Annotated in this window: 24 protein-coding genes; 11 read left to right on the top strand and 13 right to left on the bottom strand. The window is 58.8% G+C overall.

The features are described from left to right. The first annotated feature begins 101 nt into the window (after window positions 1-101). Window positions 102-1,382, top strand: coding sequence for a serine/threonine transporter (locus J3D54_RS25155; RefSeq protein ID WP_253424123.1), 1,281 nt, complete (start codon window positions 102-104; stop codon window positions 1,380-1,382). 12 nt (window positions 1,383-1,394) lie between these two features. On the opposite strand, the gene J3D54_RS25150 is transcribed toward J3D54_RS25155, so the two are convergent. Together J3D54_RS25150 and acnB are read right to left on the bottom strand one after the other, a co-directional pair. Then, window positions 1,395-2,075: a glycosyltransferase gene (locus J3D54_RS25150; RefSeq protein WP_253424120.1), complete on the bottom strand. Its 681-nt coding sequence runs from the start codon at window positions 2,073-2,075 to the stop codon at window positions 1,395-1,397. A gap of 148 nt (window positions 2,076-2,223) precedes the next feature. Continuing rightward, complete coding sequence (gene acnB, locus J3D54_RS25145; protein WP_253426763.1) at window positions 2,224-4,824, bottom strand: bifunctional aconitate hydratase 2/2-methylisocitrate dehydratase; 2,601 nt, start codon at window positions 4,822-4,824, stop codon at window positions 2,224-2,226. A gap of 409 nt (window positions 4,825-5,233) precedes the next feature. Here acnB and J3D54_RS25140 point away from each other — a divergent pair, with 409 nt between their 5' ends. Next, on the top strand, window positions 5,234-5,704 hold the full coding sequence (locus tag J3D54_RS25140) for a DUF1289 domain-containing protein (protein ID WP_253424116.1): 471 nt from the start codon (window positions 5,234-5,236) through the stop codon (window positions 5,702-5,704). A 104-nt stretch (window positions 5,705-5,808) separates the two neighbouring features. Here the strand turns inward: J3D54_RS25140 and J3D54_RS25135 are convergent, their stop codons facing one another. Further along, complete coding sequence (locus J3D54_RS25135; protein ID WP_253424113.1) at window positions 5,809-6,672, bottom strand: universal stress protein; 864 nt, start codon at window positions 6,670-6,672, stop codon at window positions 5,809-5,811. Between the two features lie 159 nt (window positions 6,673-6,831). On the opposite strand from J3D54_RS25135, the gene J3D54_RS25130 reads away from it, so the two are divergent. The 3 genes from J3D54_RS25130 to J3D54_RS25120 all read left to right on the top strand — a co-directional run bounded on the left by J3D54_RS25130 (window position 6,832) and on the right by J3D54_RS25120 (window position 9,669). Further along, on the top strand, window positions 6,832-7,440 hold the full coding sequence (locus J3D54_RS25130; protein ID WP_105345386.1) for a tRNA-(ms[2]io[6]A)-hydroxylase: 609 nt from the start codon (window positions 6,832-6,834) through the stop codon (window positions 7,438-7,440). Window positions 7,441-7,674: 234 nt separating this feature from the next. Continuing rightward, a complete protein-coding gene (locus tag J3D54_RS25125) occupies window positions 7,675-8,382 on the top strand; it encodes a winged helix-turn-helix domain-containing protein (RefSeq protein ID WP_253426760.1) in 708 nt (235 codons plus the stop codon). Next, window positions 8,383-9,669 carry an ATP-binding protein gene (locus J3D54_RS25120; RefSeq protein WP_253424110.1) on the top strand — a complete coding sequence of 429 codons (1,287 nt, stop codon included), beginning with the start codon at window positions 8,383-8,385 and terminating at the stop codon, window positions 9,667-9,669. Window positions 9,670-9,792: 123 nt separating this feature from the next. Here J3D54_RS25120 and J3D54_RS25115 read toward each other — a convergent pair whose 3' ends face one another. From J3D54_RS25115 to J3D54_RS25095, 5 genes are all read right to left on the bottom strand, one after another. Beyond that, window positions 9,793-10,581 carry a MipA/OmpV family protein gene (locus J3D54_RS25115; protein WP_253424107.1) on the bottom strand — a complete coding sequence of 263 codons (789 nt, stop codon included), beginning with the start codon at window positions 10,579-10,581 and terminating at the stop codon, window positions 9,793-9,795. Between the two features lie 101 nt (window positions 10,582-10,682). Further along, window positions 10,683-11,171, bottom strand: coding sequence for a GFA family protein (locus J3D54_RS25110; RefSeq protein ID WP_253424104.1), 489 nt, complete (start codon window positions 11,169-11,171; stop codon window positions 10,683-10,685). A gap of 211 nt (window positions 11,172-11,382) precedes the next feature. Then, window positions 11,383-12,000 (bottom strand): DNA-3-methyladenine glycosylase, encoded by a 618-nt coding sequence (locus J3D54_RS25105; protein WP_253424100.1) that lies wholly within the window; start codon window positions 11,998-12,000, stop codon window positions 11,383-11,385. A 74-nt stretch (window positions 12,001-12,074) separates the two neighbouring features. Next, entirely contained in the window at window positions 12,075-12,887 is an 813-nt protein-coding gene (locus tag J3D54_RS25100; protein WP_253424097.1) for an isocitrate lyase/phosphoenolpyruvate mutase family protein, read from the bottom strand. 60 nt (window positions 12,888-12,947) lie between these two features. Continuing rightward, window positions 12,948-14,030, bottom strand: coding sequence for a bifunctional transcriptional activator/DNA repair enzyme AdaA (locus J3D54_RS25095; protein ID WP_253424095.1), 1,083 nt, complete (start codon window positions 14,028-14,030; stop codon window positions 12,948-12,950). A gap of 486 nt (window positions 14,031-14,516) precedes the next feature. On the opposite strand from J3D54_RS25095, the gene J3D54_RS25090 reads away from it, so the two are divergent. Both J3D54_RS25090 and J3D54_RS25085 read left to right on the top strand, forming a co-directional pair. Next, the gene (locus J3D54_RS25090; RefSeq protein WP_253424092.1) at window positions 14,517-15,017 is read left to right on the top strand and encodes a type VI secretion system amidase effector protein Tae4; all 501 of its coding nucleotides are present in this window, start codon (window positions 14,517-14,519) and stop codon (window positions 15,015-15,017) included. Window positions 15,018-15,046: 29 nt separating this feature from the next. Beyond that, complete coding sequence (locus tag J3D54_RS25085; RefSeq protein ID WP_253426756.1) at window positions 15,047-15,445, top strand: type VI secretion system amidase immunity protein Tai4; 399 nt, start codon at window positions 15,047-15,049, stop codon at window positions 15,443-15,445. Between the two features lie 229 nt (window positions 15,446-15,674). On the opposite strand, the gene J3D54_RS25080 is transcribed toward J3D54_RS25085, so the two are convergent. Together J3D54_RS25080 and J3D54_RS25075 are read right to left on the bottom strand one after the other, a co-directional pair. Next, entirely contained in the window at window positions 15,675-15,965 is a 291-nt protein-coding gene (locus J3D54_RS25080; RefSeq protein WP_253424089.1) for a hypothetical protein, read from the bottom strand. 211 nt (window positions 15,966-16,176) lie between these two features. Then, the gene (locus tag J3D54_RS25075) at window positions 16,177-16,389 is read right to left on the bottom strand and encodes a DUF1059 domain-containing protein (RefSeq protein WP_253424086.1); all 213 of its coding nucleotides are present in this window, start codon (window positions 16,387-16,389) and stop codon (window positions 16,177-16,179) included. A 259-nt stretch (window positions 16,390-16,648) separates the two neighbouring features. Here J3D54_RS25075 and J3D54_RS25070 point away from each other — a divergent pair, with 259 nt between their 5' ends. After that, on the top strand, window positions 16,649-17,236 hold the full coding sequence (locus J3D54_RS25070; protein WP_253424083.1) for a LysE family translocator: 588 nt from the start codon (window positions 16,649-16,651) through the stop codon (window positions 17,234-17,236). A gap of 46 nt (window positions 17,237-17,282) precedes the next feature. Here the strand turns inward: J3D54_RS25070 and J3D54_RS25065 are convergent, their stop codons facing one another. The 3 genes from J3D54_RS25065 to J3D54_RS25055 all read right to left on the bottom strand — a co-directional run bounded on the left by J3D54_RS25065 (window position 17,283) and on the right by J3D54_RS25055 (window position 22,528). Next, complete coding sequence (locus J3D54_RS25065) at window positions 17,283-20,966, bottom strand: hypothetical protein (protein WP_253424080.1); 3,684 nt, start codon at window positions 20,964-20,966, stop codon at window positions 17,283-17,285. A 190-nt stretch (window positions 20,967-21,156) separates the two neighbouring features. After that, the gene (locus tag J3D54_RS25060; protein WP_253424077.1) at window positions 21,157-21,990 is read right to left on the bottom strand and encodes an AraC family transcriptional regulator; all 834 of its coding nucleotides are present in this window, start codon (window positions 21,988-21,990) and stop codon (window positions 21,157-21,159) included. Window positions 21,991-22,024: 34 nt separating this feature from the next. Then, window positions 22,025-22,528 carry a VOC family protein gene (locus J3D54_RS25055; RefSeq protein WP_253424075.1) on the bottom strand — a complete coding sequence of 168 codons (504 nt, stop codon included), beginning with the start codon at window positions 22,526-22,528 and terminating at the stop codon, window positions 22,025-22,027. 331 nt (window positions 22,529-22,859) lie between these two features. Between J3D54_RS25055 and J3D54_RS25050 the strand changes: the two genes are divergently transcribed. The 3 genes from J3D54_RS25050 to J3D54_RS25040 are packed head-to-tail and all read left to right on the top strand — an operon-like array spanning window position 22,860 to window position 26,089. Continuing rightward, window positions 22,860-23,315, top strand: a complete 456-nt coding sequence (locus J3D54_RS25050; RefSeq protein ID WP_007937751.1) for a (2Fe-2S)-binding protein — start codon at window positions 22,860-22,862, stop codon at window positions 23,313-23,315. A gap of 25 nt (window positions 23,316-23,340) precedes the next feature. Further along, a complete protein-coding gene (locus J3D54_RS25045) occupies window positions 23,341-25,509 on the top strand; it encodes a xanthine dehydrogenase family protein molybdopterin-binding subunit (protein ID WP_253424071.1) in 2,169 nt (722 codons plus the stop codon). A 1-nt stretch (window position 25,510) separates the two neighbouring features. Further along, window positions 25,511-26,089 carry a hypothetical protein gene (locus J3D54_RS25040; protein WP_253424068.1) on the top strand — a complete coding sequence of 193 codons (579 nt, stop codon included), beginning with the start codon at window positions 25,511-25,513 and terminating at the stop codon, window positions 26,087-26,089. The last annotated feature ends 16 nt before the right edge of the window (window positions 26,090-26,105 follow it).

Below are 26,105 nucleotides of genomic sequence, written 5' to 3'. Positions count from 1 at the left end.
CGGACAATCGCGCCCCTGTTTCGGCCAGGGCGCTGCCTGTCGGGTTTTTCCGACTCGTCCTGGTCGGGTGGCAAGTGACCGGAAAGCGGAGATCCGACCGGATGAATGATCAGGCCAATAGCGTCGACGAACGCTATGTAGCGGCGACACCAGCGAGCCTCGAAAGCTGGAATCGCCATGACACCACCTGGATGCTGGGCCTGTTTGGCACGGCAATCGGGGCCGGTACCCTGTTTTTGCCGATCAACGCGGGGCTGGGCGGCTTTTGGCCGCTGCTGATCCTGGCGTTGCTGGCGTTCCCCATGACGTTTTACGCGCACCGTGGCCTGACCCGCTTTGTGTTGTCCGGCCGCGAAGGCGCGGACATCACCGAAGTGGTGGAAGAACATTTCGGCATCAAGGCCGGCGCGTTGATCACCTTGCTGTATTTCTTCGCGATCTTCCCGATCCTGCTGATCTACAGCGTGGCCCTGACCAACACCGTGGGCAGTTTCCTCGAACATCAACTGCATATCATGCCGCCACCGCGCGCCGTGCTGTCGTTCGTGCTGATTCTCGGCCTGCTGGCGGTGGTGCGTTGCGGTGAACAGGTGATCGTCAAGGCCATGAGCCTGATGGTGTATCCGTTCATCGTCGCGCTGCTGTTCCTGGCGGTGTTCCTGATTCCTCACTGGAGCGGTGGCATCCTCAGCACCGCGTCCACGCTGCCTGAGTCGTCGGCGCTGCTGCACACCCTGTGGCTGGCGATTCCGGTGATGGTGTTCTCGTTCAACCACTCGCCGATCATTTCGGCGTTCGCGGTGGACCAGAAACGTCGCTACGGCACTCATGCCCAAGAGCGCAGCTCGCAGATCCTGTCCCGCGCCCACCTCTTGATGGTGGTGATGGTGCTGTTCTTCGTCTTCAGTTGCGTGCTGACTCTGTCGCCGGCGCAACTGGCGGAAGCCAAGGCGCAGAACCTGTCGATCCTGTCGTACCTGGCCAACCACTTCAGCAACCCGACCATCGCCTTCGCGGCGCCGTTGATTGCCTTCGTGGCCATTTCCAAGTCGTTCCTGGGCCACTACATCGGCGCCAGCGAAGGCTTGAAGGGCCTGATCGTCAAGAGCGGTAAACGCCCGGCGCCGAAAACCCTGGACCGCATGACCGCGGCATTCATGCTGGTGGTCTGCTGGATTGTCGCGACCCTGAACCCGAGCATTCTCGGCATGATCGAAACCCTCGGTGGCCCGGTCATCGCGGCGATCCTGTTCCTGATGCCGATGTACGCGATCCGCAAGGTGCCGGCCATGGCGCGTTACCGTGGCCAAGCCTCCAACGTCTTCGTGACGCTGGTGGGCCTGGTGGCGATTTCGGCGTTGATCTACTCACTCAGCGCCTGAAACAGCGGGCGATCAATCCGGGCTGTCCCGGTTGATCGCCCCCTTCGAATGCCCGGTCAGACGACCTTTGGTTCGCTGGTGACAATGCTCGATGGCCGCAACGGCTTTTTCGCAGGCCTTGCACAGGGTGGCCGGCGCAGCGGCTTGCTGCGGTGCGAACCACTCGGGGCAGAGGCTGATCACGCCGTCCGGCGAATGCATCCATTGGCTGACAACGTGCTGGACCGTCCCGCCCAAGCCCTTTCTGGCTCGAAACGCGTTGAGTTGTGGCGCACAGAGTCGGTCCAGCATCAGCCGATGGGTCTCGCGCAAGAACGGTGAAATTTGTACCGAAAGGTACGCAATGCAAAACCTCTCCTGGGCCACGCGTGCGCCCAGCGCCCAAAACGAACCCACCACCACGATGTCCTCGTGACGCCGCGCCGCGAGGTAGTCATAGGTCGGTTCGAGCAGGTGTGAGGCGGCGTTCCACTGCATAGCCAAGGCGGTTTTCGAGCCGTGGAGGCGGGGTGGCTCGTCGGTGCCTTCCTGGCATAACGGTTCGAATTCCAGCCCGTACTGCTCGAGGGTGGCCTTGAACGCCGGCAGGCTGCACAGAGTCGCGCGATGACCGCGCAGGTTCAGCGCATTGGCCAGGCCAATGAAGGGAAAAATGTCATCGGCCGAACCGATGGCGATCAAGATGACTCGCATGACTCCTCCGTGAGTTGAGGCCTGCCAGGCCTCGTGGCACGCTGTCCTGGTGCCGACATCAGGCAAAGCGTAGCTGGGCAATCGACGTCAGGCATAAAAAAACGCCGCTCATCTCACGATGGGCGGCGTTTTTCATGGCGTTGTAACGTTAGGCTTGAACGACCGGGATGTTGGCGTTCGCAGCAGCTTCACGGAACTCGGCGATCTGGTCGAAGGACAGGTAGCGGTAAACATCGGCCGCCATGCTGTCGATCTTGCCAGCGTATTCCATGTACTCCTCGACGGTCGGCAGGCGACCCAGGATGGACGCAACGGACGCCAGCTCGGCCGAAGCCAGGTAGACGTTCGCGCCGTCCCCCAGACGGTTCGGGAAGTTACGGGTCGACGTCGACACCACGGTGGAGTTCGGCTCTACACGTGCCTGGTTACCCATGCACAGCGAGCAGCCTGGCATTTCCATGCGTGCGCCGGCCTTGCCGTAGATGCCGTAGTAGCCTTCTTCGGTCAGCTGGTGAGCGTCCATTTTGGTCGGCGGCGACAGCCACAGACGGGTTGGCAGCTGACCTTTGACCTGTTCCAGCAACTTGCCGGCAGCGCGGAAGTGACCGATGTTGGTCATGCAAGAACCGATGAACACTTCGTCGATCTTCTCGCCAGCGACGCTGGAGAGCAGACGAGCGTCGTCCGGGTCGTTCGGCGCGCAGAGCACAGGCTCTTTGACGTCGGCCAGGTCGATCTCGATGATTTCGGCGTATTCGGCGTCTTTGTCAGCTTCCAGCAGCTCAGGGTTGGCCAACCAGGCTTCCATCGCTTGAGCGCGACGTTCCAGAGTACGGGCATCGCCGTAGCCTTCGCCGATCATCCAGCGCAGCAGGGTGATGTTCGATTGCAGGTACTCGGCGATCGACTCTTTGGACAGCTTGATGGTGCAACCGGCAGCCGAACGTTCGGCCGAGGCGTCGGACAGTTCGAAGGCTTGCTCGACGGTCAGGGTTTCCAGACCTTCGATCTCCAGGATGCGGCCGGAGAAGGCGTTCTTCTTGCCTTTCTTCTCGACGGTCAGCAGGCCTTTCTGGATCGCGTAGTAAGGGATGGCATGAACCAGGTCACGCAGGGTGACGCCCGGTTGCAGTTTGCCCTTGAAGCGAACCAGGATCGATTCCGGCATGTCCAGCGGCATAACGCCGGTGGCTGCGGCGAACGCGACCAGACCGGAACCGGCCGGGAACGAGATACCGATCGGGAAACGGGTGTGCGAGTCACCACCGGTACCGACGGTGTCCGGCAGCAGCATGCGGTTCAGCCAGCTGTGGATGATGCCGTCGCCCGGACGCAGGGACACGCCGCCGCGGGTCATGATGAAGTCAGGCAGGGTGTGGTGGGTGGTCACGTCGATCGGCTTTGGATAGGCCGCGGTGTGGCAGAAGGACTGCATCACCAGATCGGTCGAGAAGCCCAGGCACGCCAGGTCTTTGAGTTCGTCACGGGTCATCGGGCCAGTGGTGTCCTGGGAGCCGACGGTGGTCATTTTCGGTTCGCAGTAGGTGCCTGGACGAACGCCAGTCACGCCGCATGCCTTGCCGACCATTTTCTGCGCCAGGGTGTAACCCTTGGTGCTTTCAGCCGGGGCTTCCGGCAGTTTGAACAGGTTCGAAGGTGGCAGACCCAGTTCGGCGCGAGCCTTCTCGGTCAGGCCACGGCCGATGATCAGCGGAATACGACCGCCGGCACGGACTTCGTCCAACAGCACTGGGGTCTTCATTTCGAAGGTGGTGATGACTTCGTCGGTACCGTGCTTGCAGACTTTACCTGCGTGCGGGTACAGGTCGATCACGTCGCCCATGTTGATGTTGGTCACATCGAATTCGATTGGCAGTGCGCCGGCATCTTCCATGGTGTTGTAGAAGATCGGAGCGATCTTGCTGCCGAAGCAGAAACCGCCAGCACGCTTGTTCGGCACGTAAGGAACGTCGTCGCCGAAGAACCACAGCACCGAGTTGGTGGCCGATTTACGCGAAGAACCGGTACCGACCACGTCGCCGACGTAGGCGATCGGGAAGCCGGCGTTGCGCATTTCTTCGATCTGCTTCATCGGACCGATGGAGCCTTGGACGTCCGGCACGATGCCGTCGCGAGCCATTTTCAGCATGGCCAGGGCGTGCAGCGGGATATCCGGGCGGGACCAGGCATCCGGGGCAGGGGACAGGTCGTCGGTGTTGGTTTCGCCAGTCACCTTGAACACGCGCAGACTGATCTTGTCGGCCAGCACAGGGCGGTTCTTGAACCACTCGCCGTCGGCCCAGGATTGCAGAACGCCTTTGGCGTGAACGTTGCCGTTCTTGGCTTTTTCAGCCACGTCGTGGAAGGCGTCGAACATCAGCAGGGTGTGCTTGAGTTCTTCGGCAGCTACGGGTGCCAGTTCGGCGTCGTCCAGCAGGTTTACCAGGGTCACGATGTTGTAGCCGCCCTGCATGGTGCCGAGCAGTTCAACAGCGCGTTTCTTGTCGATCAGAGGGGATTTGGCTTCGCCCTTGGCGAGGGCAGACAGGAAACCGGCCTTTACATAGGCGGCTTCGTCCACTCCTGGCGGAACGCGATTGGTGATCAGGTCAACGAGGAAAGCTTCTTCGCCAGCCGGGGGATTCTTCAGCAGCTCGACCAGGCCTGCAGTTTGTTCGGCGTTAAGTGGCTGGGGAACGATACCCAGTGCTGCACGCTCTTCGATATGTTTGCGGTAGGCTTCAAGCACAGTTATTACCCTCATCAGTGGTCCCAAATGGGTGTCCGGGACGCTCATCCCGAAATTGCCGTACTCATGCGCTGTGTGGCGTTGTGGGCCGCTTAGCCAGAATTACCGGCAATTCCTTACAGAAGCTGCTTTCAAAGTTTTACGCCTGCAGAACGGGGAGCTGATGAGGGTTGGCGTTGGGCTTTTCCCCGCTGGAAAAACCCTTCGCCAACACCGCTCTGAAGGAACGACTGTGCTCGTGACGCTTTGAAAACAGCTTCTTAACGGACATTGGCGCCTTAAAAGGCTGGCTGATTCTACGGCAAAAAAAATTTAAAGGTAAGTTAGCCCCCGAATTTTGAGGGGTGATGAATGTTAGACAAAGGGCTAACATGCCGACCTGTTCTGCTTTCCCGTGTTTTGCCTACCTATGCCCAATCAGACCATCAAGACCCCCTGCGTCGGCCTCTGCTCCACTGTTTACGGTGATTTGGTGTGCCGTGGCTGCAAGCGTTTCCACCACGAAGTGATCCACTGGAACGGTTACGACGAGGAAGAAAAACGCGCGGTGTGGTTGCGTCTTGAGCAGCTGTTGTCCCAGGTGATGGCCGCCAAGGTAGAAATTTTCGATCCTGCACTTCTAAGAATGCAGCTGGAACAGCGCAAGATCCGCTTTGTGCCGCATCAGTCGGAGTATTGCTGGGCTTATCAGCTGATCGCCCGGGGCGCACGGGTCATCAACAACCTGGAAGCCTACGGGATGGTGTTGCTGCCGGAGTTTCGCGACTGGAACCTGCCGGAATTGCGCGATGCCATTGATCGGGAATTTTTCCTGCTCTCGGAGGCGCATTACCAGCGCTACATCGCGCCGGGATTTCTAAAAGACGCCTTCGGCGGTTAAGAGCATCGCGAGCAGGCTCGCTCCCACAGGGGATTTGTGAACGACACAGATCCAATGTGGGAGCGAGCCTGCTCGCGATGGCGTCCGGCCAGTCACTACAAATCTCAATGCTGGGTCACGATCTCTTCCAGATGATCCATGATCTCGTCCGGCTTGAGCACCAGCACGTCGCTCTCCAGCGCATCAAGCACCACTTCCGCCGTATTCCCGATCAACGCCCCGGACAACCCGGTCCGCGCCACCGTGCCGATCACCGTCACGGAGGCCGCCAGCTTATGGGCCATAAACGGAATCAACACATCCGCCGGGCCTTCCTCGATGTGCAGGTGATCGTCGTCGATGTCGAACTCGGCCTGGAACGCCTGGCACTGCTCGCGGTAACGAGCCTCGATGGTTTCCTTGAGCTGCATCGTCGGATCGGCCGCCGACAGCATCGGCGATGGATGGGCGCTGATGACATGCAAATGGGCTTTGGCCAGGCTGGCAATGTCGTAGCCATGATCGATGATGCTGGCGTGCAAGGTGCGGTGTTCGCCATCCATGTTGCCGACATCAATGGCCGCCAGGATCACGCCACCGGCCCAGGGTTTGGCGGTTTTCACCAGCAACACGGGCGTCGGGCAGTAGCGCAGCAGTTTCCAGTCCGCCGGGGTCAGCAGGGCCTTTTTCAGCGGGCTGTCGGGATAATGCTGTTTGACCACTAGCCCGCAGCCTTCGGCCTGCTGCACGTCGATAATGGTATCGTGCAGGCTTTCGTTCCAGGCTTGCTCGGTGGTGACGTTGTAACCGTCCGCCAGCAGGGCCGCCTTGAGCACGCCAAGCATCGCGCTGTGATCATGCTTTTTATCGCAGACCAGCAGGTGCAGATGAGCCTGGGTCACACCCGCGATCAATTTGGCCCGTTTGAGCGCCAGGCTTTCCGAGTGCTCGGGTTCAATGACCACCAGAATGCTGCGAATGGCTTGCATGATCGGGTTCTCCAGGAAGGTAAAAACACTGCGTTGGACAACTATAGTTGGTGGTCGGGCATTCGCGACTTGATGCATATCAACGGTGGCGACTGGTGGTCTGTCGGCAGGCCGGTATAATCGGCGCCCTTCGTTTTGAACCTTTTATCCGTGAGCCCCATGATCCTTCCCGAAATTCACGAGTTCCTCGGCTGCCGCACGCCCGACGGTTGGGTCCAGGCCGCGCTGGCCGATCAGGAAACGCTGCTGATCGACCACAAAAACTGCGAATTCAAGGCGGCCAGCACGGCGTTGAGCCTGATTGCCAAGTATCACTCGCACGTCGATCTGATCAACCTGATGTCGCGTCTGGCCCGGGAAGAGCTGGTGCACCACGAGCAGGTCATGCGCTTGATGAAAAAACGCAAGATCGAGCTGCGGCAGTTGTCCGCCGGGCGTTACGCCTCGGGGCTGCGCAAAGTGGTGCGCAGCCACGAGCCGGTGAAACTGGTGGATACGCTGGTGGTCGGCGCCTTTATCGAAGCTCGCAGTTGCGAGCGTTTCGAGGCGTTGGTGCCGCATCTGGATGAGGAACTGGGCAAGTTCTATTTCGGCCTGCTGAAAAGCGAAGCGCGGCATTTCCAGGGTTATCTGAAGCTGGCCTACCAGTACGGGGATGCCAAGGACATTGCGCAGGTCATTGACCGGGTTCGTGCTGCCGAGCAGGAACTGATCGAATCGCCGGACGTGGAGTTCCGCTTTCACAGCGGTGTCCCAGCCGCCGCATAACCCTGCAGGAGCGAGGTTTGCCCGCGAAGGCGATTTCAAGGATGCCTTCGCGGGCAAGCCTCGCTCCTACAAATGCCGATCTTCTGCGTCTGAATTGTTAAAAACTCTTAAAAGAATGAAACATCTTCAAAAACCGGCCCCCGTGGCCGGTTTTTGCTGCCTGCGATAAGCGTCCCGTCACCGATTGGCGCCATAATGCTGCCCACTTCATTCAAGGGTTGGCAGACGGTCGTTATGGATAACCTGGGTTTTGGCAAAGTATTGCTGGTGGAAGACGACGAGAAACTCGCCGGGCTGATTGCGCACTTCCTGGCCCAACACGGCTTTGAGGTCCGCGAGGTGCACCGTGGCGACCTTGCGATGGCCGCTTTCCTTGAGTTCAAACCGAAAGTCGTCGTGCTCGATCTGATGCTGCCGGGGCAGAGCGGCCTGCACGTGTGCCGCGAGATCCGCAGCGTATCCGACACACCCATCGTCATCCTCACCGCCAAGGAAGACGACCTCGATCACATCCTGGGCCTGGAATCCGGTGCCGACGACTACGTGATCAAACCCATCAAGCCCCCCGTGCTGCTCGCCCGTCTGCGCGCCTTGCAACGCCGTCAGATGCCGGACAACAGCGTGTGCAGCTCACTGGAATTCGGCCATCTGAGCATTGATCGCAGTTGCCGCGAAGTGCGCTTGGCGGGCGAGGGCATCGACCTCACCACCATGGAATTCGAATTGCTGTGGTTGCTGGCCAGCGCCGCGGGCAAGATTTTGTCCCGCGACGACATCCTCAACCGTATGCGTGGTATCGCCTTCGACGGCCTCAACCGCAGCGTCGACGTGTACATCAGTAAATTGCGCGGCAAGCTCAAGGACAACCCGCGCGAGCCGGTGTGCATCAAGACTGTGTGGGGCAAGGGTTACCTGTTCAATCCGTTTGCGTGGGAGCTGTAAATGCTGCGGTTATTTCTCGGGCTGTTTCTGGTGATGACGGCGGGCCTGGTATTGGCGCTGCAAACCGTCGAGCGCACGTTCGACGCGCTTCTCGACGGTCAGATGCAGAGCTATAACCAAGAGGCGGTGCGTGGTCAGGCCTGGTCGCTGGTCGAGCAGTTGCGCGGTCTGGACGGCCCGGCCCGGGAGCGACAACTGCAAGCCGTACGTCCTCACTACGGCTTGGGCCTGGCCCTGGTCGAGACTGATCAACTGTCCCTGACTGATCAGGAAGCAGCCGAGTTGGCCCAGGGCCTGCTGGTGATTCGCGACAAGTACACGCAGTTCATCTCGCGCATTGACGACGGTTCGCAGCTGCTCAGTATCAAGCTGCCGGCCGAGCCGAGCCTGATGCCGTTCTACATTGCCGCGGCCTATCTGATGATCGCGGTGATGATCGGTTTCGTGTTGTTTTTTTGGGTGCGCCCGCACTGGCGCGATCTGGAGACACTGCGCCTGGCCGCCGAACGCTTTGGCGACAATGATCTTTCGGCGCGCATCCAGTTGTCCAAACGCTCGAACATTCGTGATCTGGCCGAGCACTTTAACCTGATGGCCGCGCGCATCGAGGGGCTGATCGCCAATCAGCGCGAGCTGACCAACGCTGTGTCCCATGAGCTGCGCACGCCAATCGCACGGCTGTCGTTCGAGCTCGATCAACTCAAGCAACAGCCCGACCCAACCCAGAACCGCGAGTTGATTGCCGACATGTACGCCGACCTCGGCGAGCTGGAAGAAATGGTTTCCGAGTTACTGACGTACGCCAGCCTTGAGCGCGGTGCCACGGTGATTACCCGAGAGAACATTCAAGCCAGCCATTGGCTCGACAGTGTGGTGGGCAGCGTGTCGCTGGAGGCTGAAGCCGCAGGGGTGCAGCTGTTGATTGTCGAATGTCAGGTTGATGAAGTTCGTATCGAACCGCGCTTCATGGCCCGAGCGGTGATCAATTTGCTGCGCAATGCCATTCGTTATGCCAATGAGCGGGTGGAAGTGTCGTTGGTGCGTACCGGTGATCATTACGAAGTGCAGGTCAACGATGATGGGCCGGGCGTGCCGCTGGACGGGCGGGAGAAAATCTTCGAACCGTTCTCGCGCCTCGATGCCAGCCGCGACCGCCGCACCGGTGGCTTTGGCCTCGGCCTGGCGTTAGTGCGCCGGGTGTCGCAATCCCATGGCGGGCAAGTGCAAGTGGCGGATTCGCCGTGGGGCGGGGCGTCGTTTCGCATGACCTGGGCGCACCTGGATTAGCTCGGGGTTGCTCTTACTGACGCCATCGCGAGCAGGCTCGCTCCCACATTGGGTCTGTGTCGTTCACAAAACCCCTGTGGGAGCGAGCCTGCTCGCGATGAGACCATCAGCAACACCGCATCATCAAAAGCTGTACACCACCTGCCCAACCAACGACGTCTGCATCCGCCGCTCCACAATCGGGCTGTCCGCGGCATCATTGGCCAGGTACTGAACGGCGAGCACCGTTGAAACACTCCATTGATTATTGATCGGCAGCGACCAGGTCAAATCCGCCCCGCGACTCACCAGCCCACCGTGTGTGTCATAGGCCCGAAACTGACTGCGCGATGCCTGCGCTGCGCTGACGCCATACCAGGTGCGCACGTAGTTGCTGTCGCCGAACTGACTGTTGAGGCTGCCCACGAGCTTGCCATAGTCACCCTCATAAAGCGGTGCGCTGATGCTCAGCTTCAGTCGGTTCCAGGCCGAGCCGGTGTCGTGATCGTCATCATCCTTTTCCAGTGCATGTTCGAAAGTGGCGCCGAGAACGATCGGCCCCATCTGGTAGGTCCCGTCCAGCCCCAGTACCGGCCGCGACTTGATCGAGCCCATGCCATTGAGCTCATCCGAGCCTTTGAAACCGGTCTTGCGATCCTTGCGCACATCACTGGCGCCGATGTACACGCTCAAACCGAAGTCGTCTTCGTCAAACGCCCAGCCCAGCTGCTTGTCGGTGTCGAGAAACAACCCATAAGGGCTGGTGATTTTTGCCCCCAACAGCGGTGCCACTGCGCGTTCGTCACTGCCGCTGTAACGCGGCACGCTGGCGGCGCCGGCCCGCAGGCTGTAACGCCAGTCGTCGGCGTGCAAGGAGGCGGCGGGGAAGAGCAGGCAGCATGAAGTCAACGACAGCGATAACGAACGGAACATGGGAGCACCCGAAGGGAGGTTGGATGCGGCCATGCTAGGTGGGTGCCGACGAGCAATCTTTGACAGCTTTGTCGGAAAACTGTCAAAGACTGTGAACGGGCCTAGCGGCACAAACCCAGGCGCTCATGCCACTGGGCAATGGACTCTACGGGGTAGACATCGAATTGCTGGTCCCGCGGATGGGCCTCGACTTCCACCCATGGCGCCTTGGAGCCGAGCATCAGATGCGTGTGTTCCCGCGGCACCGGCAAGGGCGTGTCGATGGCCGAGGCAAACGGGTGAACCAGCTCCGGCCATTCAGGGCTGAATAGCCATAGTCCCGAGCCGCACAGGGAACAGAAATGCCGTTCGGCGGTGCTGCGTCGGGCGCGCTTGTCGCCTTCGTCCTTGAGCCGTGCATGGTAAATCGAGATGTGCTTGCGCCCGCGCACCTTGAGGCTCTGGGCATCGCCCGCCAGGTTGATCGCATAACCGCCACCGCCTTGGGTCTTGCGACAGATCGAGCAGTAGCAACGTTGATAAGGGTAGGGGTGGGCGCTGGTCAGGCTGAACGACACCGCGCCGCAATGGCAGGAGCCTTCGAGCTGCATGGGAGCCTCCGACGGGGTTGGGATGACTCAAGACAGCCTAGACCGTCAGCGTTTCCGGGCTTGAATTTATGCTGGATGTACCGGCGTTATCGCGAGCAGGTCGAATCGTCGCACCGTCGCTCCCACATTGGGTCTGCAGTGTTCACAAATAATGTGTTCACAGAAAGTCCCCTGTGGGAGCGAGCCTGCTCGCGATGAACGATTACAAGGTCTACCGGTTGGGCACCCGCCACAAGTACCACGCCGCCACCGTCCGATAAGGGCTCCACGCCAGCCCGATGTCCAACATCTGCTTGCGGCTCGGCTGTTGGGCCAGCCCCTTCAGCCGCCGATAACCCTCACGCACCCCGAAGTCATCGACCGGCAAAACGTCTGGCCGCTCCAGGCTGTAGATCAGCAGCATTTCCACGGTCCAGCGGCCCACTCCGCGCAAGGTGATCAAGCGCTCGATCAACGCTTCATCGTCCATCGCCAGCGCCGTGTCGTAGTCCGGCACCACGCCGTCCAGGGCCGCCTGAGCGATGCCCTGAATGGTCGCGATCTTGCTGGCGGAAAAGCCGCAAGCGCGCATCTGCTCGAAGTCGGTCGCCAGGATCTGTTCGGGGCTGGGGAAGGTGCTCGCCGGAAACAATGCCAACAACCGGCCGACGATCGCGTCCCCGGCCTTTGCGTGCAGTTGCTGATAGGCAATCGCCCGCACCAGCGACTCATAAGGATCGCGAGCCGCATGGGGTTGATGCAGGCAAGGGCCGATGGCGCTGATGTGACGCTGCCAGTCGGCATCGAGGGCCGCAAGAAATTCGCTGGCCAGTTGATAGGTGTCGGGCATGGAGCATCCTGAGGGGCGGGCGATTGCGGGAAGACTAGTCGTCCCCCCGCAGCGCCGCACCCCATTGCTTGCGGTCAAACTTTCCCGGTCGGGGCCAGCAGGGCGTTCACTTGGCCATAGGTAAAGGCCTTGAGGTGGCTGCTGTCGAGCGTGCCGGTTTGCAGAAAGCTTTTGGCCAGGCCGGCCATGGCGCCATAAAGGAATTCGGCGATGCTTGAGCCTGCGCTCAAACGGCGCACGCCAAGGGCTTGCAGTTCTTCAGGCGAAGGCAGGCCGGGGAAGCCGAGCACGTTCAGCGGCAGCGTCGTGCCGTGGCACAGGGCGTCGATCTCGTACGCCGCCGTGACGCCAGCGGCGAACAGCCCGTCGGCACCGGCCGCCTGATACAACGCGGCGCGTTTGAGCGTCTCGGCGACGCGATCTTCGGCCGGCACCAGGCTCCTGAGGTACACGTCGGTGCGGGCATTGATGAACAGCTTCACATCCCGGCGATTGGCGACCTGGCGCGCGATTTCGATCTTGCGGGCCAGCAGGTCGGGGGGCGAAGCACCGTCCTCGATGTTGATCCCCACGGCGCCAGCGGTGATCACCGCGTCGACCACTTGCGCAACTCGCCCCAGGTCATCGGAATAACCCGCCTCAATGTCCACGCTCAACGGCACGCTGATGACCCGGGCGATGGATTCGATCGTGGAAACCAGCCGTTCCAGCGGCAAGGTGTTGCCATCCGGATAGCCATGCACCCAGGCCACCGCCGCGCTGCTGGTGGCCACGGCTTTACTGCCCAACTGTTCCACCAGTCGCGCCCCGGTGGCATCGGCGACGTTGGTCAGAATCAGCAGCCCGCTCTGGTGCAGTTGGTGGAATTGAGTGTCGAGTGTGTCCATGGAATGTCCTTTCTTATGACTTTTTATTGGAAAACATTTTATTGGAAAACCGTGGAGTGATCAGAATGCCAGTTGTTGGGTGATTTGCACCGCGGCGCTTTCCAGCCTGAGCAGAAACGCTTTTCGCGGTTGTCCACCACCATAGCCGGTCAACGAGCCGTCTGCGCCGATCACCCGATGGCAGGGCAGCACAATCGCCAGACGGTTTTGCCCGTTGGCCATGCCCACGGCGCGACTGGCGCCGGGCTTGCCCAGTTGCGCGGCAATCGCGCCATAGGTGTTGGTCTGGCCGTAGGGGATCTTGGTCAATTCAGTCCACACCTGCCTGGCGAAAACGCTGCCGGGCAGGTGCAGCGGCACGTTGAATTCGCTCCGTTTGCCAGCGAAATATTGCGCCAGCTCTTCTTCGGTCTGCTGCAAATGGCCGTTGTGACCGGGGGCCACGGCATAGCCATAACGGTTCTGCAGTTCTTCGATTTCCTTGGTCAATGCCGGTCGATCGAGAAACTCCAGCAGCACCAGCCCACGCCGTTCGGCCATGGCGATCATTGGCCCCAGCGGCGTGGTCAATCGGGTGAACAGCAGGGGCTCGCTGTGAGCGGCGCGGCCGGGCGTGATGTGGAACGACTTTTGAAACGCATCGCGAAAACCGCTCAAGGATTCGTAGCCGGAATCGAACGCCGCGTTGTCGATGGATTCGCCCTGTTTGATGCCACCGAGGGCGATGCCCAGGCGTCGGCTGCGCAGCCAGGCATGAAAGGTCATGCCGAAATGCTGCTTGAACCAACGCCGCAGTTTCAGCGGCTCGATGCCTTCGGCGAGCAATTGGGCATCGGTCCAGCGCAGGTCGGGGTCGGCGTCGACGGATTTCAGCAGTTGCTGCACCCAGTCCGGGGCAATGGCCGCGGCATCCAGCGGTTTGCACCGCAGACAGGCCCGATAACCCGCCGACATTGCCTCATCGGCATGGGCGAAGAACTCGACGTTTTCCGGCTTCGGTTTGCGCGCCGTGCAACTGGGGCGGCAGAAGATCCCGGTGGTTTTGACCGCGGTAAAGAACACCCCCTCGTAGGCGGTGTCGCGTTCGAGCATGGCGCGAACCATCTCGGCACGGGGTGGCAGCACAGCGTTTTGTAGGTTCATGGCCTGAGCATAAGCCGCGTCAGCCGGCGCCTCCACCGGAAAATCGACAGAGAATTCTGACTGCAAATCGACTTGCGCCGACCGCGTGCGCAAGTTTCAGGCGCGTGTCGTGCCAGATCGTACCCTGGCAGCTAATGAATGATCGCGGCTGACCGACTGGGTGACGGTGCAGAGCGCGGAGATTACCCATTGAGCCTGCCAGGCGCTGCCCCGCGCGTACTTGACCATCAAACGAAGGCTCCAGTGAGTGGCCTCTTGAGGCACGCGCTGGGCAGTGGTCAAGTGACCTCGACAAGAAGAGAAATCCACCTTTTAATGGACTTTCCTGACTGAAAGCGGGTCAATAGGGCAGTCATTTGGCTCCTTCCATCATCAGCACGATGACCTAGGCTTTATCCGTGCCCCTGCGTCGGACTGCTAGGGCCTTAGCAATCATGGGTAGGGCCTCACGACGATTTGCTGAATATTCAAAACAAGGACGTACCGATGAAAAGAATTCCCTTCATTGCTGCCTGGACGGCTTCGCAGCAAATTTATGATCCCTCCAACTCGGGAGCCAAGGTCGCCGAAGTCATTGGGGGATTTGTTGAAAAGAACATCAACAACCCTGACCCGGCACAGCGCTGGAGCAACACCTGCGCGGTACGGATGAGCTATATCCTGAACCAGGCGGGCCTGAAAATTCCAAGTATGCCCGGGCAAACCGTGTCCGGTGCCGACAAGTCCCAATACTTCTTCCGCGTCAAAAACCTTATTGCCTTTCTGGAACAACGCTGGGGCAAGGCTGAAGTCGTGCAGTATCCCCCCTCGGGTGGCGGAACCCTGAGAGGCAAGAAGGGGGTGATCCTGTTTGAAGTGCAGGGTTGGTGGGATGCCCAGGGGCACGCCACGCTGTTCAACGGCAGTACTTGCTACGACCACTGCTATTTCAACGAACCCGGTACGAACTATCGCACCGACCGTGCGAACTTCTGGAGCTTGCTGTGAAGAAGGCTCTATTGGGCATCCTGCCACTCATGCTACTGGCTTGCGTTGGTTATGCGAAAGACACGGGGGGGATGTCCCCGGAGGCCGGTGCACGTACCTACGGGCAGAATTACAAAGACATGGTGCTCGCGACCTGCATTGCGAACGCCTACAAGGAGGACAAGTCAGCAGCCATTGACGCAGGAAGCAGCGTCAGCGCATTGCGCGACTGGACCGAATACGACCTGGAAAAGGCCCCCGACGCGATCAAGACCCTGGTGGATCGTTACTTGACGCGTGACTATCACAACCCGCTGGTCGAGTCGGAAGTCCAGGGCGTGCGTTTCGATTTGCTGAAATGCCTGGACCTGTATCACAGCAACGAGCTGGATGCACAGGTCAAGCGTCTGGTTATCCACCCAAATCGGATTTACAGGCAGGACAAGTGAAACGTTAATCCCCTTTAGCCTGGTCGAAACTCATGGAAACGGTTCGCTGTACAAATGCTGGTTGTACATACAGTAATGCAGGCGTGACGATCCGGCGAGGGGGAGGCAACGAGCAGTCGCTTTAAGTCATTCAGGTGGCTTCATGTCGCCACATTCAAAAGCAGGCCTCTGGTTATTAAGGACAGGGGCCGAACAGCGGTAGTGTCATGAGGTCAATCGCAAGGGCGTGCTATTTGATCTGCACAATGACCGGACCTTCCGTCACGATCGGCGGTTTTGCTTGGATATGCGAAGCATTTTTCTGAATCCAGTCGCGTGCCACTTTCATGCTTGCATCACTGCCGGCCTTGTCCGTGCAAACAGTCACCGATGTACCGCCATCACCCGTATTGAGCAGTGTGTAGCTTACGAGGCCAGGCACTGTCCGCAGCGCCGCTTCGACGTCGGTATGGCGTTCTTCCAGAAGATCGAAAAGCTGCTTTGCGCCGGCACCCAGATAGGTTCTTATCACCGCATACATAGTCGTCTCCTTTGGGAGTACCGTCTTGATGACAAGCCAGATCCGCTGATGGCCGTTATCATTCAGGTTTCAATTCACCCCCGATTTATTCAGCTTAGCCAAACGCCTGGCGACAAGCGAAATGCAACGACCGAAGGCTGCGATCCTTTGATCTTGATCTTCACCAATACCGCTGAAGAACAAAATCAAAAGACCGCAGCCTTCGGTAGCCCTAAGCCTGACGCGGTGCTTCAACAGGCGGGGTGCCGTCATGAAACATCGTCTTCAGTTGAGCACGCAGTTCCGGTGAATCAGTGTGCTTGTGAACACTGACCGCATGCTGTGCAGCGGCCTCGAGCAGTTCGTTTTCAGAGTCTGCGGACAGCGCGACCGAGCATTTGGAATCGCTTGGGAACTCGCGGCAGTCGATGTATTTACGCGCCATGATCTTCTCCTCCCTACGATGAAGGCAGGCCGTGGCCTGCGTGAACGATCACTCGACGCGCCACTACATCCAGCATGATTGCCTGGCGCATCGAGTGTGCCGATTCTTGAAGTATAGGCCCGCCATAAGGGGGGCGTGACAGCGTGGCTACAGGGAGAGCCACATATCGCGGAACAGGCAAGGGGTGTTTTCTTCAATACAGCGTTCCCCTGGCTCTTTACCTTGAGTCCTGGTTCAACTGAATTGAAGAAGGTATGCAATGAGTCTGATTCTTTCCATGGCGGCGTTTGCCCTGGCCGCTTCCATTACACCGGGACCGGTGAATATTGTGGCGTTGAGTTCAGGGGCGCAGTTTGGTTTTCGTGCCAGTCAGCGGCATGTCGCCGGGGCAACGCTGGGTTTCGTCTTATTGCTGGTGTTGATGGGGCTGGGGTTGCATGAGGTATTGCGGCTGTGGCCGGCACTGACGCAGGTGGTGCGACTGGCGGGTGCAGCGTTTCTGTTGTTCATGGCCTGGAAATTGGCGGCGGACGATGGTTGCATCGATGCAAAAGAGTCGCGCCGGGCACCGTCGATGTTGTACGGTGCTGTGATGCAATGGCTCAACCCGAAAGCCTGGCTGGCCTGTGTCGCGGGCATGGGCGCGTTCGTTGCGGACGGCGAGGCGCGGCTGGTCTGGCAGTTTGCGGCGGTGTATCTGGTGATTTGCTATGTGTCTGTCGGCTGTTGGGCGTATGCCGGAACGTTTTTGCGTGGCTATCTGGGCAACCCGGCAGGCATACGCCTGTTCAATCGGACAATGGCCTGCCTGTTGACGGCAAGTGCCGCGTACCTGATGTGGCCCTGAGTCAGTGATCCATACCCCGCCAAATGGGGTATGGATCAACAAAGCGTCAGGACAGGCCGCTTAATGCATCTTCCGTTGTTTTGGCGAGCGCATTGAAACGTCCCTTCCTCAGCTCTGAGATGGCGTAGGCCAGTCTGGCTGTCCTTCCATTGCCATCGGCAAAGCTGTGATAGCCCACCAGAGCAGCAAACAGTTGCTTATTGAAGTGTTCGGAACTCGGATCCAGTTTTTCCAAGTGTTTTTCGAGCAGGTGAGTACCGGAAACGGTTCCGGGATAAGGGGCATGTAAAACCGGGCCTCGATAAGTTGCTGAAGGGGTAGGGAGCACTTTTTTGTGTATCTCCTTCACTACAGCAAGATCACTGAGCGATTGCCTGCTGGCGGCATATTCACCAAGTAAGGTCTTGAGGCCTTCCACGTCATTTTTCGAGTTGGAAGATTTGGCGATCCAGGCCGCTGCACGATCCACATTATCGGTGAGGCCGCGGGGGTTGAAGGCGCTTTCTTCGAGCACACCATTGTAAGGGGGCTTACCGAGATCGAGTTTCAGCAGGGCATCCTGATGTGCGTTCATGAAGTTGATGTTCTTGACCTCCAGCTCCAAAAGGCCCTCTATCCTGTTGGGTAGTTCCAAAGGATTGTCTTTGTAGGGATAAAGGCTGGACAGGCTCCATTTCTGCGCCTCATGTTTGACGAGGGTGTCGGCAGCGTCCGCCGACAGAAGGCTTTTTAGTTTTTCCCCGCCTTCGGACCTCAGCACAATGTCGCTCAGCGAATTCTCCAGCAAATGCTGGATTTCAATATTGGAAAATTCGTTCGCCAGTGTGCTCTCGTTACCTTTCGCCAAGCGTTGCAGGACATCCTGCGCATCGAGCAAATCAGGATCCTTGAAGACAAATTTGCCGTGTTCCAGTGTGGAAAGCCCCAAACGGGCTTCCGCCGCTGCGTTGAGTCGCGAGGCCCGGACAAAATCGTAAGCGTCCGCGCCTCCAGTCAACTTGCGCAGTTGACTGGTCGCCAGTTCGAACCCGCTGCTGCCCAACCGACCAATGCGCACGGCGCCTTTACCCAACAAGGTGGGAATGCCATCCACGGGGTTAAACAGCGACAGCGAAAACTTCAGACTCAGCCGAGTAACCGACGAAATTTTCGAACCCAGGCTACCTGCCTTGAAGAGCAGGTTGGCTGCGGTGCCAGCAAAACCGATAAAGGGCAGTAACACGGCGGCACCATCCAATAGGCATCCCCAGATTCCGCTGGTCCTGCGGTCCTTGTCCCCGGACGCAAGGTCTTCAATGCAGCTTTTGAACGGAACGATGATGTCAATAATGGAGCCTGCCCATTTCACGTCGGCTTCTAAACGCTGTTCAATCTCTGTTTTGTCGAAACCTGCGGCTATCAGTGAGTCTTTCGTCACATACAGCGCCTCGGAAGCGATGAAACGAGCGATCTCCTTGAACGCCACAGAACGGAACGCCAGCAGCGGAGACCGGTAATCAGAGGCGCGCCCTGTTCGTCTGGGCAAGATAGACAGCAAATCGACATTGAAGAACTCATGGCCCACTTTCTCCGATGGCTTGCCCTTGAAATAAGCGTCCAGATCGATGGTTGCGTCAATCATCAGCTTGCCACGGTCATCCGGAACCAGCGCTTTGGGGATCAAATCGTCGTTGTCGTCAACGAGCCCGGAGCGTCTGAACGCTTCAACCAGGGATTGGTTTTTTTTGCATTCGCCGGTGAGCGTGTGAAGTTCGTAACAATGGAGTTCGTTGCCCAGTGTTGCGGTGATGAGTACTCCAAATCGGGCGCGGTCCGTGGGCTGTAGGGGGGCGCTATCGAAAGGGTCTCGCGGCATATATCGACGCAGCGAAAATACGCCTGTCTCGCCAACGCCCAAGCGGCCACGATCTTCCTGGGGGAGGGCCGAAAGGGCGTGGCGAATAACTGTGCTTGTCGCCTCTTTCAGGTGCACAAGATGAGCGTCGACAGCTTCATGGAAAATGTCCTTTATGGATGGCAGCGTCAACAAATTCGGGAATGACGTGTAAATATCCTCGCCTTCCTTCCACCAATCTTTGTTCAACAGATTATTGGAGAGGTAGGCGTCAAGGATGGATAAAGTCAGAGCGTGTTCACCGAAAGGGGTACGGTTTCTTAGAACTTTGGTTTCCAGGAAATCGCAATCAGGTACGTGGGATTTCAGTGTTTCAAGTGCCAGTTTTTTTCGACTTGGAAACGGTGTGGATAACGTGTTCGCGGCATCACTCAGTTCTTTTAGGTAGTTATTGTATTGTGTGGTCGCGGCGTTAATATTTTCCTGCTTGAAGTGACTGTCGGAGTCTCGCGGGATGGATTCGTTGATCAGTGCCCAATACAAGACAGGCCGTACAGTGGATGCGTTATGCAATAACTTCTGCCGATGACTGATGGGGGCGATCATCGCTCGCTTCAGTAGTTGCGCATACGTCAACAATTGAGATGAACCAGGCACATTGAACTCCGCCAGCATCACAGCCCGATTCAACATCACCCATGCAGTAGAACCTACCTGGAGAGAAGCAGGCGCATCTTCTACCAGGAACGCTGGGGCCAATTCAGTCAACAGGGCGTATACAATCATCGGTACAGCGAAGGGATCGATGTGTTTTCCGTTGCTGCTTACTTTATTTATGAAGTGACTTTCAAGCTCCGTGCGCACCTCCAGCCAGTTCTTTTCAACGTTGGCGGTGGAGTACAGCTTGTACCCTGCAATATTGATTTCAGTGGACTCGTCTTCAAGGCGAATCCTGAGATTGAGCATGATGGCCGCCAGCAATACCTGCCGGTCCAATACAATGCTCTTCACGATGTCCGCCTCGGCGTCATGCCAGCCCAGTGCCTCAGTATATTGTCGGGCGATGGCGCGGACTTCCGGCTGACTTAACATCCACAGCAAGTCGTCGTAGGTGCCTGGCTGGATTGCGATCGTTGAAGGCTTGATGCCGATCCAGGGAATTTCGTTCATCAAATGGTTGATGAGCAGTTCATTACCATCAAGCAATTGATCGGTTACTTTCCACAGGGTTGAACGATGTTCGGCCGTCAGTTCATATCTGGAGTGTGCGGGGCTTGCGAGCACCTCACAAAAATTGCTGCGTCCGATGGCTTTCTCGGTGTTGAAAAACTCCAACAGATTTGCGGCCTGATCAGCCGTTTGCGGAACGTCGACTTCGTGAAAACGCAGCCATTGCCCTACGCTGACCAGAGAAGTCGAGCTGATTCCCCAGGTTATTCGTGCTTGTGTTTTCAGCGTATGGAGCTCTTTTTCAAGCTCTTCAACTTGGTCGATCTCGTTCGTGATGTCGTGTCGTTCGAAAACAGTGCGCAGACGGACACCCAGCGCAGAGTCCCAGATGTGTTTGTGAACTTGGTTTAATGCCTGGATTCGACCGTTAGTGTCGGCGTGAAAAATAGTGTCTTCCGGTAATGATAGTTTTGCGCGGATATCAACAAATGCGGGGTGTTTTACAAGACTGGTCAGGAATAGTTTGCCCGGCCTGAGTGCTTTAAAAAACTGCGAGTCCTCGACGATATGAATGTAAAAGTTATCAAGGCCGCCCTGCTTGAAAAAGTCGAGCTGATTGGTTGAGATGTCCAGGGCTTTAATTGTCTGGCTTTTTTCGCTGTTTTCCGGGTTGGAGATAGTGTCGTCGAAGTTGGCGGCATTATAAATGACGGATTGGTCACTCATGAATGGGCAATCCTTTGCGGGCTAATATATTGATAAAGTGAACGCTTTGTTCAGGCGCTGTGTTGGTGGCGTTGAAAAGGTTAGCGAACACCATTGCTCAGTTACAATGGTTATCTATTGTCCTGATGTGTCCGTTAGATGCGCGGTTAAATGGGGAAATAAAAGAGTTGATGTTTTTATTGTCGACTGTTCAGCCGCGATATTGCCCCGGTGTTGCCGCCAAATGCTGTTTAAATGCCCGCTGAAAGTGCGCCTGATCGGCAAACCCGGCTTGCAACGCCACGTCCGCGATTAATTGGCCGTTGCGCAAGCGATCACGGGCGAACTGAATGCGGCGATTCACCAGAAACGCATGGGGTGTCATGCCGTAATGCTGCTTGAAGGCGCGAATCAGGTACGACGGCGACAATTGGGCCGCCTCGCAAATGTCCTCCAGCTTAAGCATCTGTGTGCAGTTGTCGCGGATGTAGTCGGCGGCCCGTTCCAGCTTGAAGTTGGGTTCGCGCAGCGGTTGATCAACCGGGTTGAGCCGCTGTTGAACATCAGTGAAAAACTCCACCGCCGCACTGTGCTTGCGCAGTACGTCTTGCTGCTGATCGACCAATACCTCGTACAAGTTCTTCAGGCCGGTGAACAGCTCAAGGTCGCGATGGTGGGTGATGGAAAACCGGCGAAACGCCAAGTCCTGGCTGAACCCGAGTTGATGCTGCAAGTCTGTCAGCCAGGGCGTCTCGACGTACAGCATCAGGTACGACCAGGGCTGGTCATCGATCGGATTGCAGGCATGCACATCGCCGGGGTTCATCAACACTACGGTGCCGGCATTGACCTGAAACTCCGATTGCTCATAGACGTAGGTGCTGCGCCCGGCGGTGATTGCACCGATGGAAAAGTGTTCGTGGGAATGCCGGGCGTAGCAGACCTCGCGGCCGTCGGCGATGGAGCGGGCTTCGATGAAGGGCAGGGCGTCGTCGCGCCAGAAGCGCGGGGCTTTGTCTGCATCTTTGGCGACGGTGGGCTTCATCTCAATGTCCTTGGCGGGCCAGTGTCTGAGTGTATTAGCTCTGGCCGGCAAAGGCTCGTTCCAGTTCGGCGATGTCGAGCTTTTTCATTTGCAGCATTGCTTGCATCGCGCGCTGGGATTTGTGCGTATCGGGGTCTTGCATCATGTGCATCAGCGCTATCGGTACGATCTGCCATGACACACCGAATTTATCCTTGAGCCAGCCGCATTGCTGCGCCTGCACGGGCCCGCCGGCGGACAAATTGCCCCAAAAGTGGTCGACTTCCTCCTGGTTCTGGCAATTGACCTGGAACGACACCGCTTCGTTGAAGGTGAACACTGGCCCGCCATTGAGGCCGGTGAAGGACTGGCCATCAAGCTCGAAGCTGACCGTCATCACCGAGCCTTCCGGCCGGCCGTGAATTTCCTGACCGGCCCTGCCGTAATGGGTGATGGCGGTGATTTTCGAGTGATCGAAGATCGAGCAATAAAACTTCGCCGCCGCTTCGGCCTGATCGTCGAACCACAGGCAGGGTGTGAGTTTTGGAAAGCGTTGCATGGCGGTTGTCCTCGGCAGGTTAAACACACTGGATTATCAGCGTAGCCAGTCCGTAGCAGCTGCCGAGCTGTTACGGGGCGGCGGTGACCGGTGGTCGATGAATATGGCTTGCGGGTCAAATTGCGCTTAGCTGTAGGGATAACCCAAGGCGCGCGTCACGCCGCCGACCTTGTAGGAGCGAAGCTTGCTCGCGAAGGCGTCATTTCTGTCACGCCGCGTCATAGTTTTTGGCGGGCAAGTCGGATCGCCGCACCGCTCGCTCCTACAGAAAAATAATGGCGTCGCGGTAGCGACGCCCCTTCAGAACACTGTGAGTCTGAGGAAATCCGCCATGCTGACCCTGAACATAAATGGCAAGGACCAGGAACTGGATGTCCCCGCAGACATGCCGTTGCTCTGGGTTCTGCGCGATGTCGCGCACCTGACGGGCACTAAATTCGGTTGCGGCATGGCCCAGTGTGGCGCCTGCACCGTACACGTCGACGGCGCGCCGCTGCGCTCCTGCATCACGCCCGCTACGGCGGTGGCCCACGGGCAGAAAATTCTCACCATCGAAGGTCTGTCCAGCGATGGCTCGCACCCGGTGCAACAGGCCTGGGCCGAGCTCGACGTGGTCCAGTGCGGTTATTGCCAATCCGGGCAGATCATGTCGGCGGCCGCGTTGTTGGCGAAGATCCCCAAGCCTACCGACAGCGACATCGACCAGGCGTTGTCCGGCAACATCTGCCGCTGCGGCACCTACCCAAGAATCCGCGCCGCGGTCAAACGCGCCGCCGAGATCGGGTGAGGCCACGTTGAAGGGAGTCTGAGCAATGAACAGCATCAATCCTGTCTCGCGGCGCGGTTTTCTCAAGGGCGGTGCGGTGTTGGGTGGCGGTCTGGTGGTGGCGTTTGTCATTCCTGGCGGCCATCGCTTTGCCTTCGGTGCCGAGAATCAAGGAGACGTCTTCGCGCCCAATGCCTTTTTGCGCATCGGCAACGACAACAGCGTCACTGTGCTGCTCGGCCATTCGGAAATGGGCCAGGGCATCTGGACCGGCCTGACCATGCTGATCGCCGAAGAACTCGACGCCGACTGGTCAAAAATCCGCGTCGAACACGCCCCAGCCTCGGCCGCCGAGTATGGCCTGCCGGCGTTTGGCGGGATGCAAATCACCGGCGGTTCGACCTCGACCTGGATGGAGTTCGATCGCTATCGCCAGGCCGGAGCGGTGGCGCGCTTGATGCTGATCGAGGCGGCGGCCAAGCGATTCGACATGGCGCCTTCGCAGATTCGCACCGAATCGGGCGTGGTCATTGCCGGCGACAAGCGCGCTACTTACGGCGAGTTGGCGGATGACGCCGGCAAGTTGCGGGTGCCGGATCCGGCCTCGATCAAGTTCAAGGAGGCCAAGGACTGGAAGGTTATCGGCAAACCCACCAAGCGTCTCGACACCCCGGAGAAAATCACCGGGCAGGCCAAGTTCGGCATGGACGTGCAATTCGACGGGCTCATGACTGCGGTGGTCGCTCGGCCGCCAGTGTTCGGTGGCAGCGTCAAATCCTTCGAGGGCGCCGAAGCGCTGGCGGTGCCTGGCGTGCACAAAGTGGTGCAGGTGCCCACGGGGGTCGCGGTGATTGCCGATCATTATTGGGCGGCGAAGCTGGGGCGCGATGCGTTGAAGGTCGTATGGGAACCGGGGCCGAACGCCGGGCTCGACAGCCAGCAACTGCTGGAAAGCTTCCGTAAACTCGCCGCCACCCCCGGCACCTCGGTCAGCCAGGCCGGGGACGCGACGGTGATGTTGGGCAGAGCGGCGAAGACTATCGAGGCCGAATACAGCGTGCCGTACCTGGCCCACGCGCCGATGGAACCGCTCAATTGCACGGTGAAAATCACCCAGGAAAAATGCGAAATCTGGACCGGCACGCAGTTCCAGACCCTGGATCAGATGATCGCGGGGAAGATCACCGGGCTCAAACCCGAACAGGTCGAGATCCACACCCAGTTCCTCGGTGGCGGCTTCGGGCGTCGGGCCAACCCGACTTCGGATTTTGTCAGTGAGGCGGTGTACGTCGCCAAAGCGGCGGGCGAACCGGTGAAAACCGTCTGGTCGCGAGAGGATGACATTCGCGGCGGTTACTATCGCTCGGCTTTCCTGCATCAGGCGCGCATCGGGCTGGACGCCGACGGCATGCCGGTCGCCTGGAAGCATGTGCTGGTCGGGCAGTCGATCATGGCCGGCACCTCGTTCGAGGCGACCATGGTCAAGGATGGCGTCGACAAAACCTCCGTCGAAGGTGTGGCCGACAGTCCTTATCTCGAGGGACTGGCCAATCACCTGGTCGACCTGCATTCACCGCAAACCGGCATCAGCGTACTGTGGCTGCGGTCGGTGGGGCATACCCACACTGCATTCGTCATGGAATCGTTGATCGATGAACTGGCAGAGGCGGCCGGCAAGGATCCGGTGGAATACCGACGCACCTTGCTCAAGGCGCATCCACGGCATCTGGGGGTGCTGAATCTGGCGGTGGAGAAAGCCGACTGGAAAGCCCCGTTGCCGGACGGCCACGCATTGGGCGTGGCGGTGCATGAGTCTTTCGGCAGCTACGTCGCCCATGTGGCGGAGGTGTCGCAGGACAACCTGGCGATTCGCGTACACCGGGTGGTGTGTGCGGTGGATTGCGGCATTGCGGTCAACCCGCAGAGCATCGCCGCGCAGATGGAGTCAGGCATCACCTTCGGCCTCGGATTTACCTTGCACAGCAAACTGACGTTCAAGAACGGCCAGGTGCAGCAATCCAATTTTCATGACTATCAGGTGCTGCGCCTGAACGAAATGCCCGTGGTCGAAGTGCACATCGTCCCCAGCACCGACAAACCCGGCGGCATCGGCGAGGTTGGTGTACCGCCCGTGGCACCGGCCGTGGCGAACGCGGTGTTTGCGTTGACCGGGCAGCGCCTGCGGGAACTGCCGCTGCAACTGTCGGGGGTGTGAGATGAGACGACATGTGTTTCTTGGCGCGGTGGTGCTGATCGGGCTGACTGGCTATGCCTCGGACCTGTTCGCTGACGATAAAGCGGCGTTGAAGGCGTTCGACACGGTGCAGAAGGTATTCCAGAGCCCTCGTTGTCAGAACTGCCATATCCCCGGCGATTCGCCATTGCAGTTCGATGCCGGCATTCCTCATGCGATGAGCGTGGTTCGCGGGATGGACGGCAAAGGGGCGGCCGGTCTGCCGTGTGCCAGTTGCCATGCCGAAAGCAATCCGCCCGCCAGTTATGGGCCTCACGCACCGCCCGGAGCGCCGCATTGGAGCCTGCCGCCGGCCGCGCACAAAATGGCCTGGATCGGTCTACCGCCCGACAGGTTGTGCGCGATGATCAAGGACCGTTCCAGCAATGGCGATCGTGATTTTGCGGCACTGATCAAACATGTCAGCGAGGACAAACTGGTGCTTTGGGGCTGGCATCCGGGTGAGGGGCGGGCGCCGGTGCCGGTGCCCCACGATATCTTCGTCACCCAGTTCAAACTCTGGGCGGACGCTGGAGGGCCGTGTCCGGTGGCGGGTAGTTGACCAGCGGCACATTTAT

Source organism: Pseudomonas sp. GGS8, assembly GCF_024168645.1.
Classification (GTDB): Bacteria; Pseudomonadota; Gammaproteobacteria; order Pseudomonadales; family Pseudomonadaceae; genus Aquipseudomonas.
The sequence above is the reverse complement of the archived record's forward strand: the minus strand, read 5'-3'. Positions and strand labels throughout refer to the sequence as shown.

Excerpts from the sequence above, each read along its gene's own strand:
- J3D54_RS25155 (WP_253424123.1), top strand. The coding sequence starts at position 102 with ATGAATGATCAGGCCAATAGCGTCGACGAACGCTATGTAGCGGCGACA.
- J3D54_RS25150 (WP_253424120.1), bottom strand. The coding sequence starts at position 2,075 with ATGCGAGTCATCTTGATCGCCATCGGTTCGGCCGATGACATTTTTCCC.
- J3D54_RS25140 (WP_253424116.1), top strand. The coding sequence starts at position 5,234 with ATGCCCAATCAGACCATCAAGACCCCCTGCGTCGGCCTCTGCTCCACT.
- J3D54_RS25135 (WP_253424113.1), bottom strand. The coding sequence starts at position 6,672 with ATGCAAGCCATTCGCAGCATTCTGGTGGTCATTGAACCCGAGCACTCG.
- J3D54_RS25130 (WP_105345386.1), top strand. The coding sequence starts at position 6,832 with ATGATCCTTCCCGAAATTCACGAGTTCCTCGGCTGCCGCACGCCCGAC.
- J3D54_RS25125 (WP_253426760.1), top strand. The coding sequence starts at position 7,675 with ATGGATAACCTGGGTTTTGGCAAAGTATTGCTGGTGGAAGACGACGAG.
- J3D54_RS25120 (WP_253424110.1), top strand. The coding sequence starts at position 8,383 with ATGCTGCGGTTATTTCTCGGGCTGTTTCTGGTGATGACGGCGGGCCTG.
- J3D54_RS25115 (WP_253424107.1), bottom strand. The coding sequence starts at position 10,581 with ATGTTCCGTTCGTTATCGCTGTCGTTGACTTCATGCTGCCTGCTCTTC.
- J3D54_RS25110 (WP_253424104.1), bottom strand. The coding sequence starts at position 11,171 with ATGCAGCTCGAAGGCTCCTGCCATTGCGGCGCGGTGTCGTTCAGCCTG.
- J3D54_RS25105 (WP_253424100.1), bottom strand. The coding sequence starts at position 12,000 with ATGCCCGACACCTATCAACTGGCCAGCGAATTTCTTGCGGCCCTCGAT.
- J3D54_RS25100 (WP_253424097.1), bottom strand. The coding sequence starts at position 12,887 with ATGGACACACTCGACACTCAATTCCACCAACTGCACCAGAGCGGGCTG.
- J3D54_RS25095 (WP_253424095.1), bottom strand. The coding sequence starts at position 14,030 with ATGAACCTACAAAACGCTGTGCTGCCACCCCGTGCCGAGATGGTTCGC.
- J3D54_RS25090 (WP_253424092.1), top strand. The coding sequence starts at position 14,517 with ATGAAAAGAATTCCCTTCATTGCTGCCTGGACGGCTTCGCAGCAAATT.
- J3D54_RS25085 (WP_253426756.1), top strand. The coding sequence starts at position 15,047 with ATGCTACTGGCTTGCGTTGGTTATGCGAAAGACACGGGGGGGATGTCC.
- J3D54_RS25080 (WP_253424089.1), bottom strand. The coding sequence starts at position 15,965 with ATGTATGCGGTGATAAGAACCTATCTGGGTGCCGGCGCAAAGCAGCTT.
- J3D54_RS25075 (WP_253424086.1), bottom strand. The coding sequence starts at position 16,389 with ATGGCGCGTAAATACATCGACTGCCGCGAGTTCCCAAGCGATTCCAAA.
- J3D54_RS25070 (WP_253424083.1), top strand. The coding sequence starts at position 16,649 with ATGAGTCTGATTCTTTCCATGGCGGCGTTTGCCCTGGCCGCTTCCATT.
- J3D54_RS25065 (WP_253424080.1), bottom strand. The coding sequence starts at position 20,966 with ATGAGTGACCAATCCGTCATTTATAATGCCGCCAACTTCGACGACACT.
- J3D54_RS25060 (WP_253424077.1), bottom strand. The coding sequence starts at position 21,990 with ATGAAGCCCACCGTCGCCAAAGATGCAGACAAAGCCCCGCGCTTCTGG.
- J3D54_RS25055 (WP_253424075.1), bottom strand. The coding sequence starts at position 22,528 with ATGCAACGCTTTCCAAAACTCACACCCTGCCTGTGGTTCGACGATCAG.
- J3D54_RS25050 (WP_007937751.1), top strand. The coding sequence starts at position 22,860 with ATGCTGACCCTGAACATAAATGGCAAGGACCAGGAACTGGATGTCCCC.
- J3D54_RS25045 (WP_253424071.1), top strand. The coding sequence starts at position 23,341 with ATGAACAGCATCAATCCTGTCTCGCGGCGCGGTTTTCTCAAGGGCGGT.
- J3D54_RS25040 (WP_253424068.1), top strand. The coding sequence starts at position 25,511 with ATGAGACGACATGTGTTTCTTGGCGCGGTGGTGCTGATCGGGCTGACT.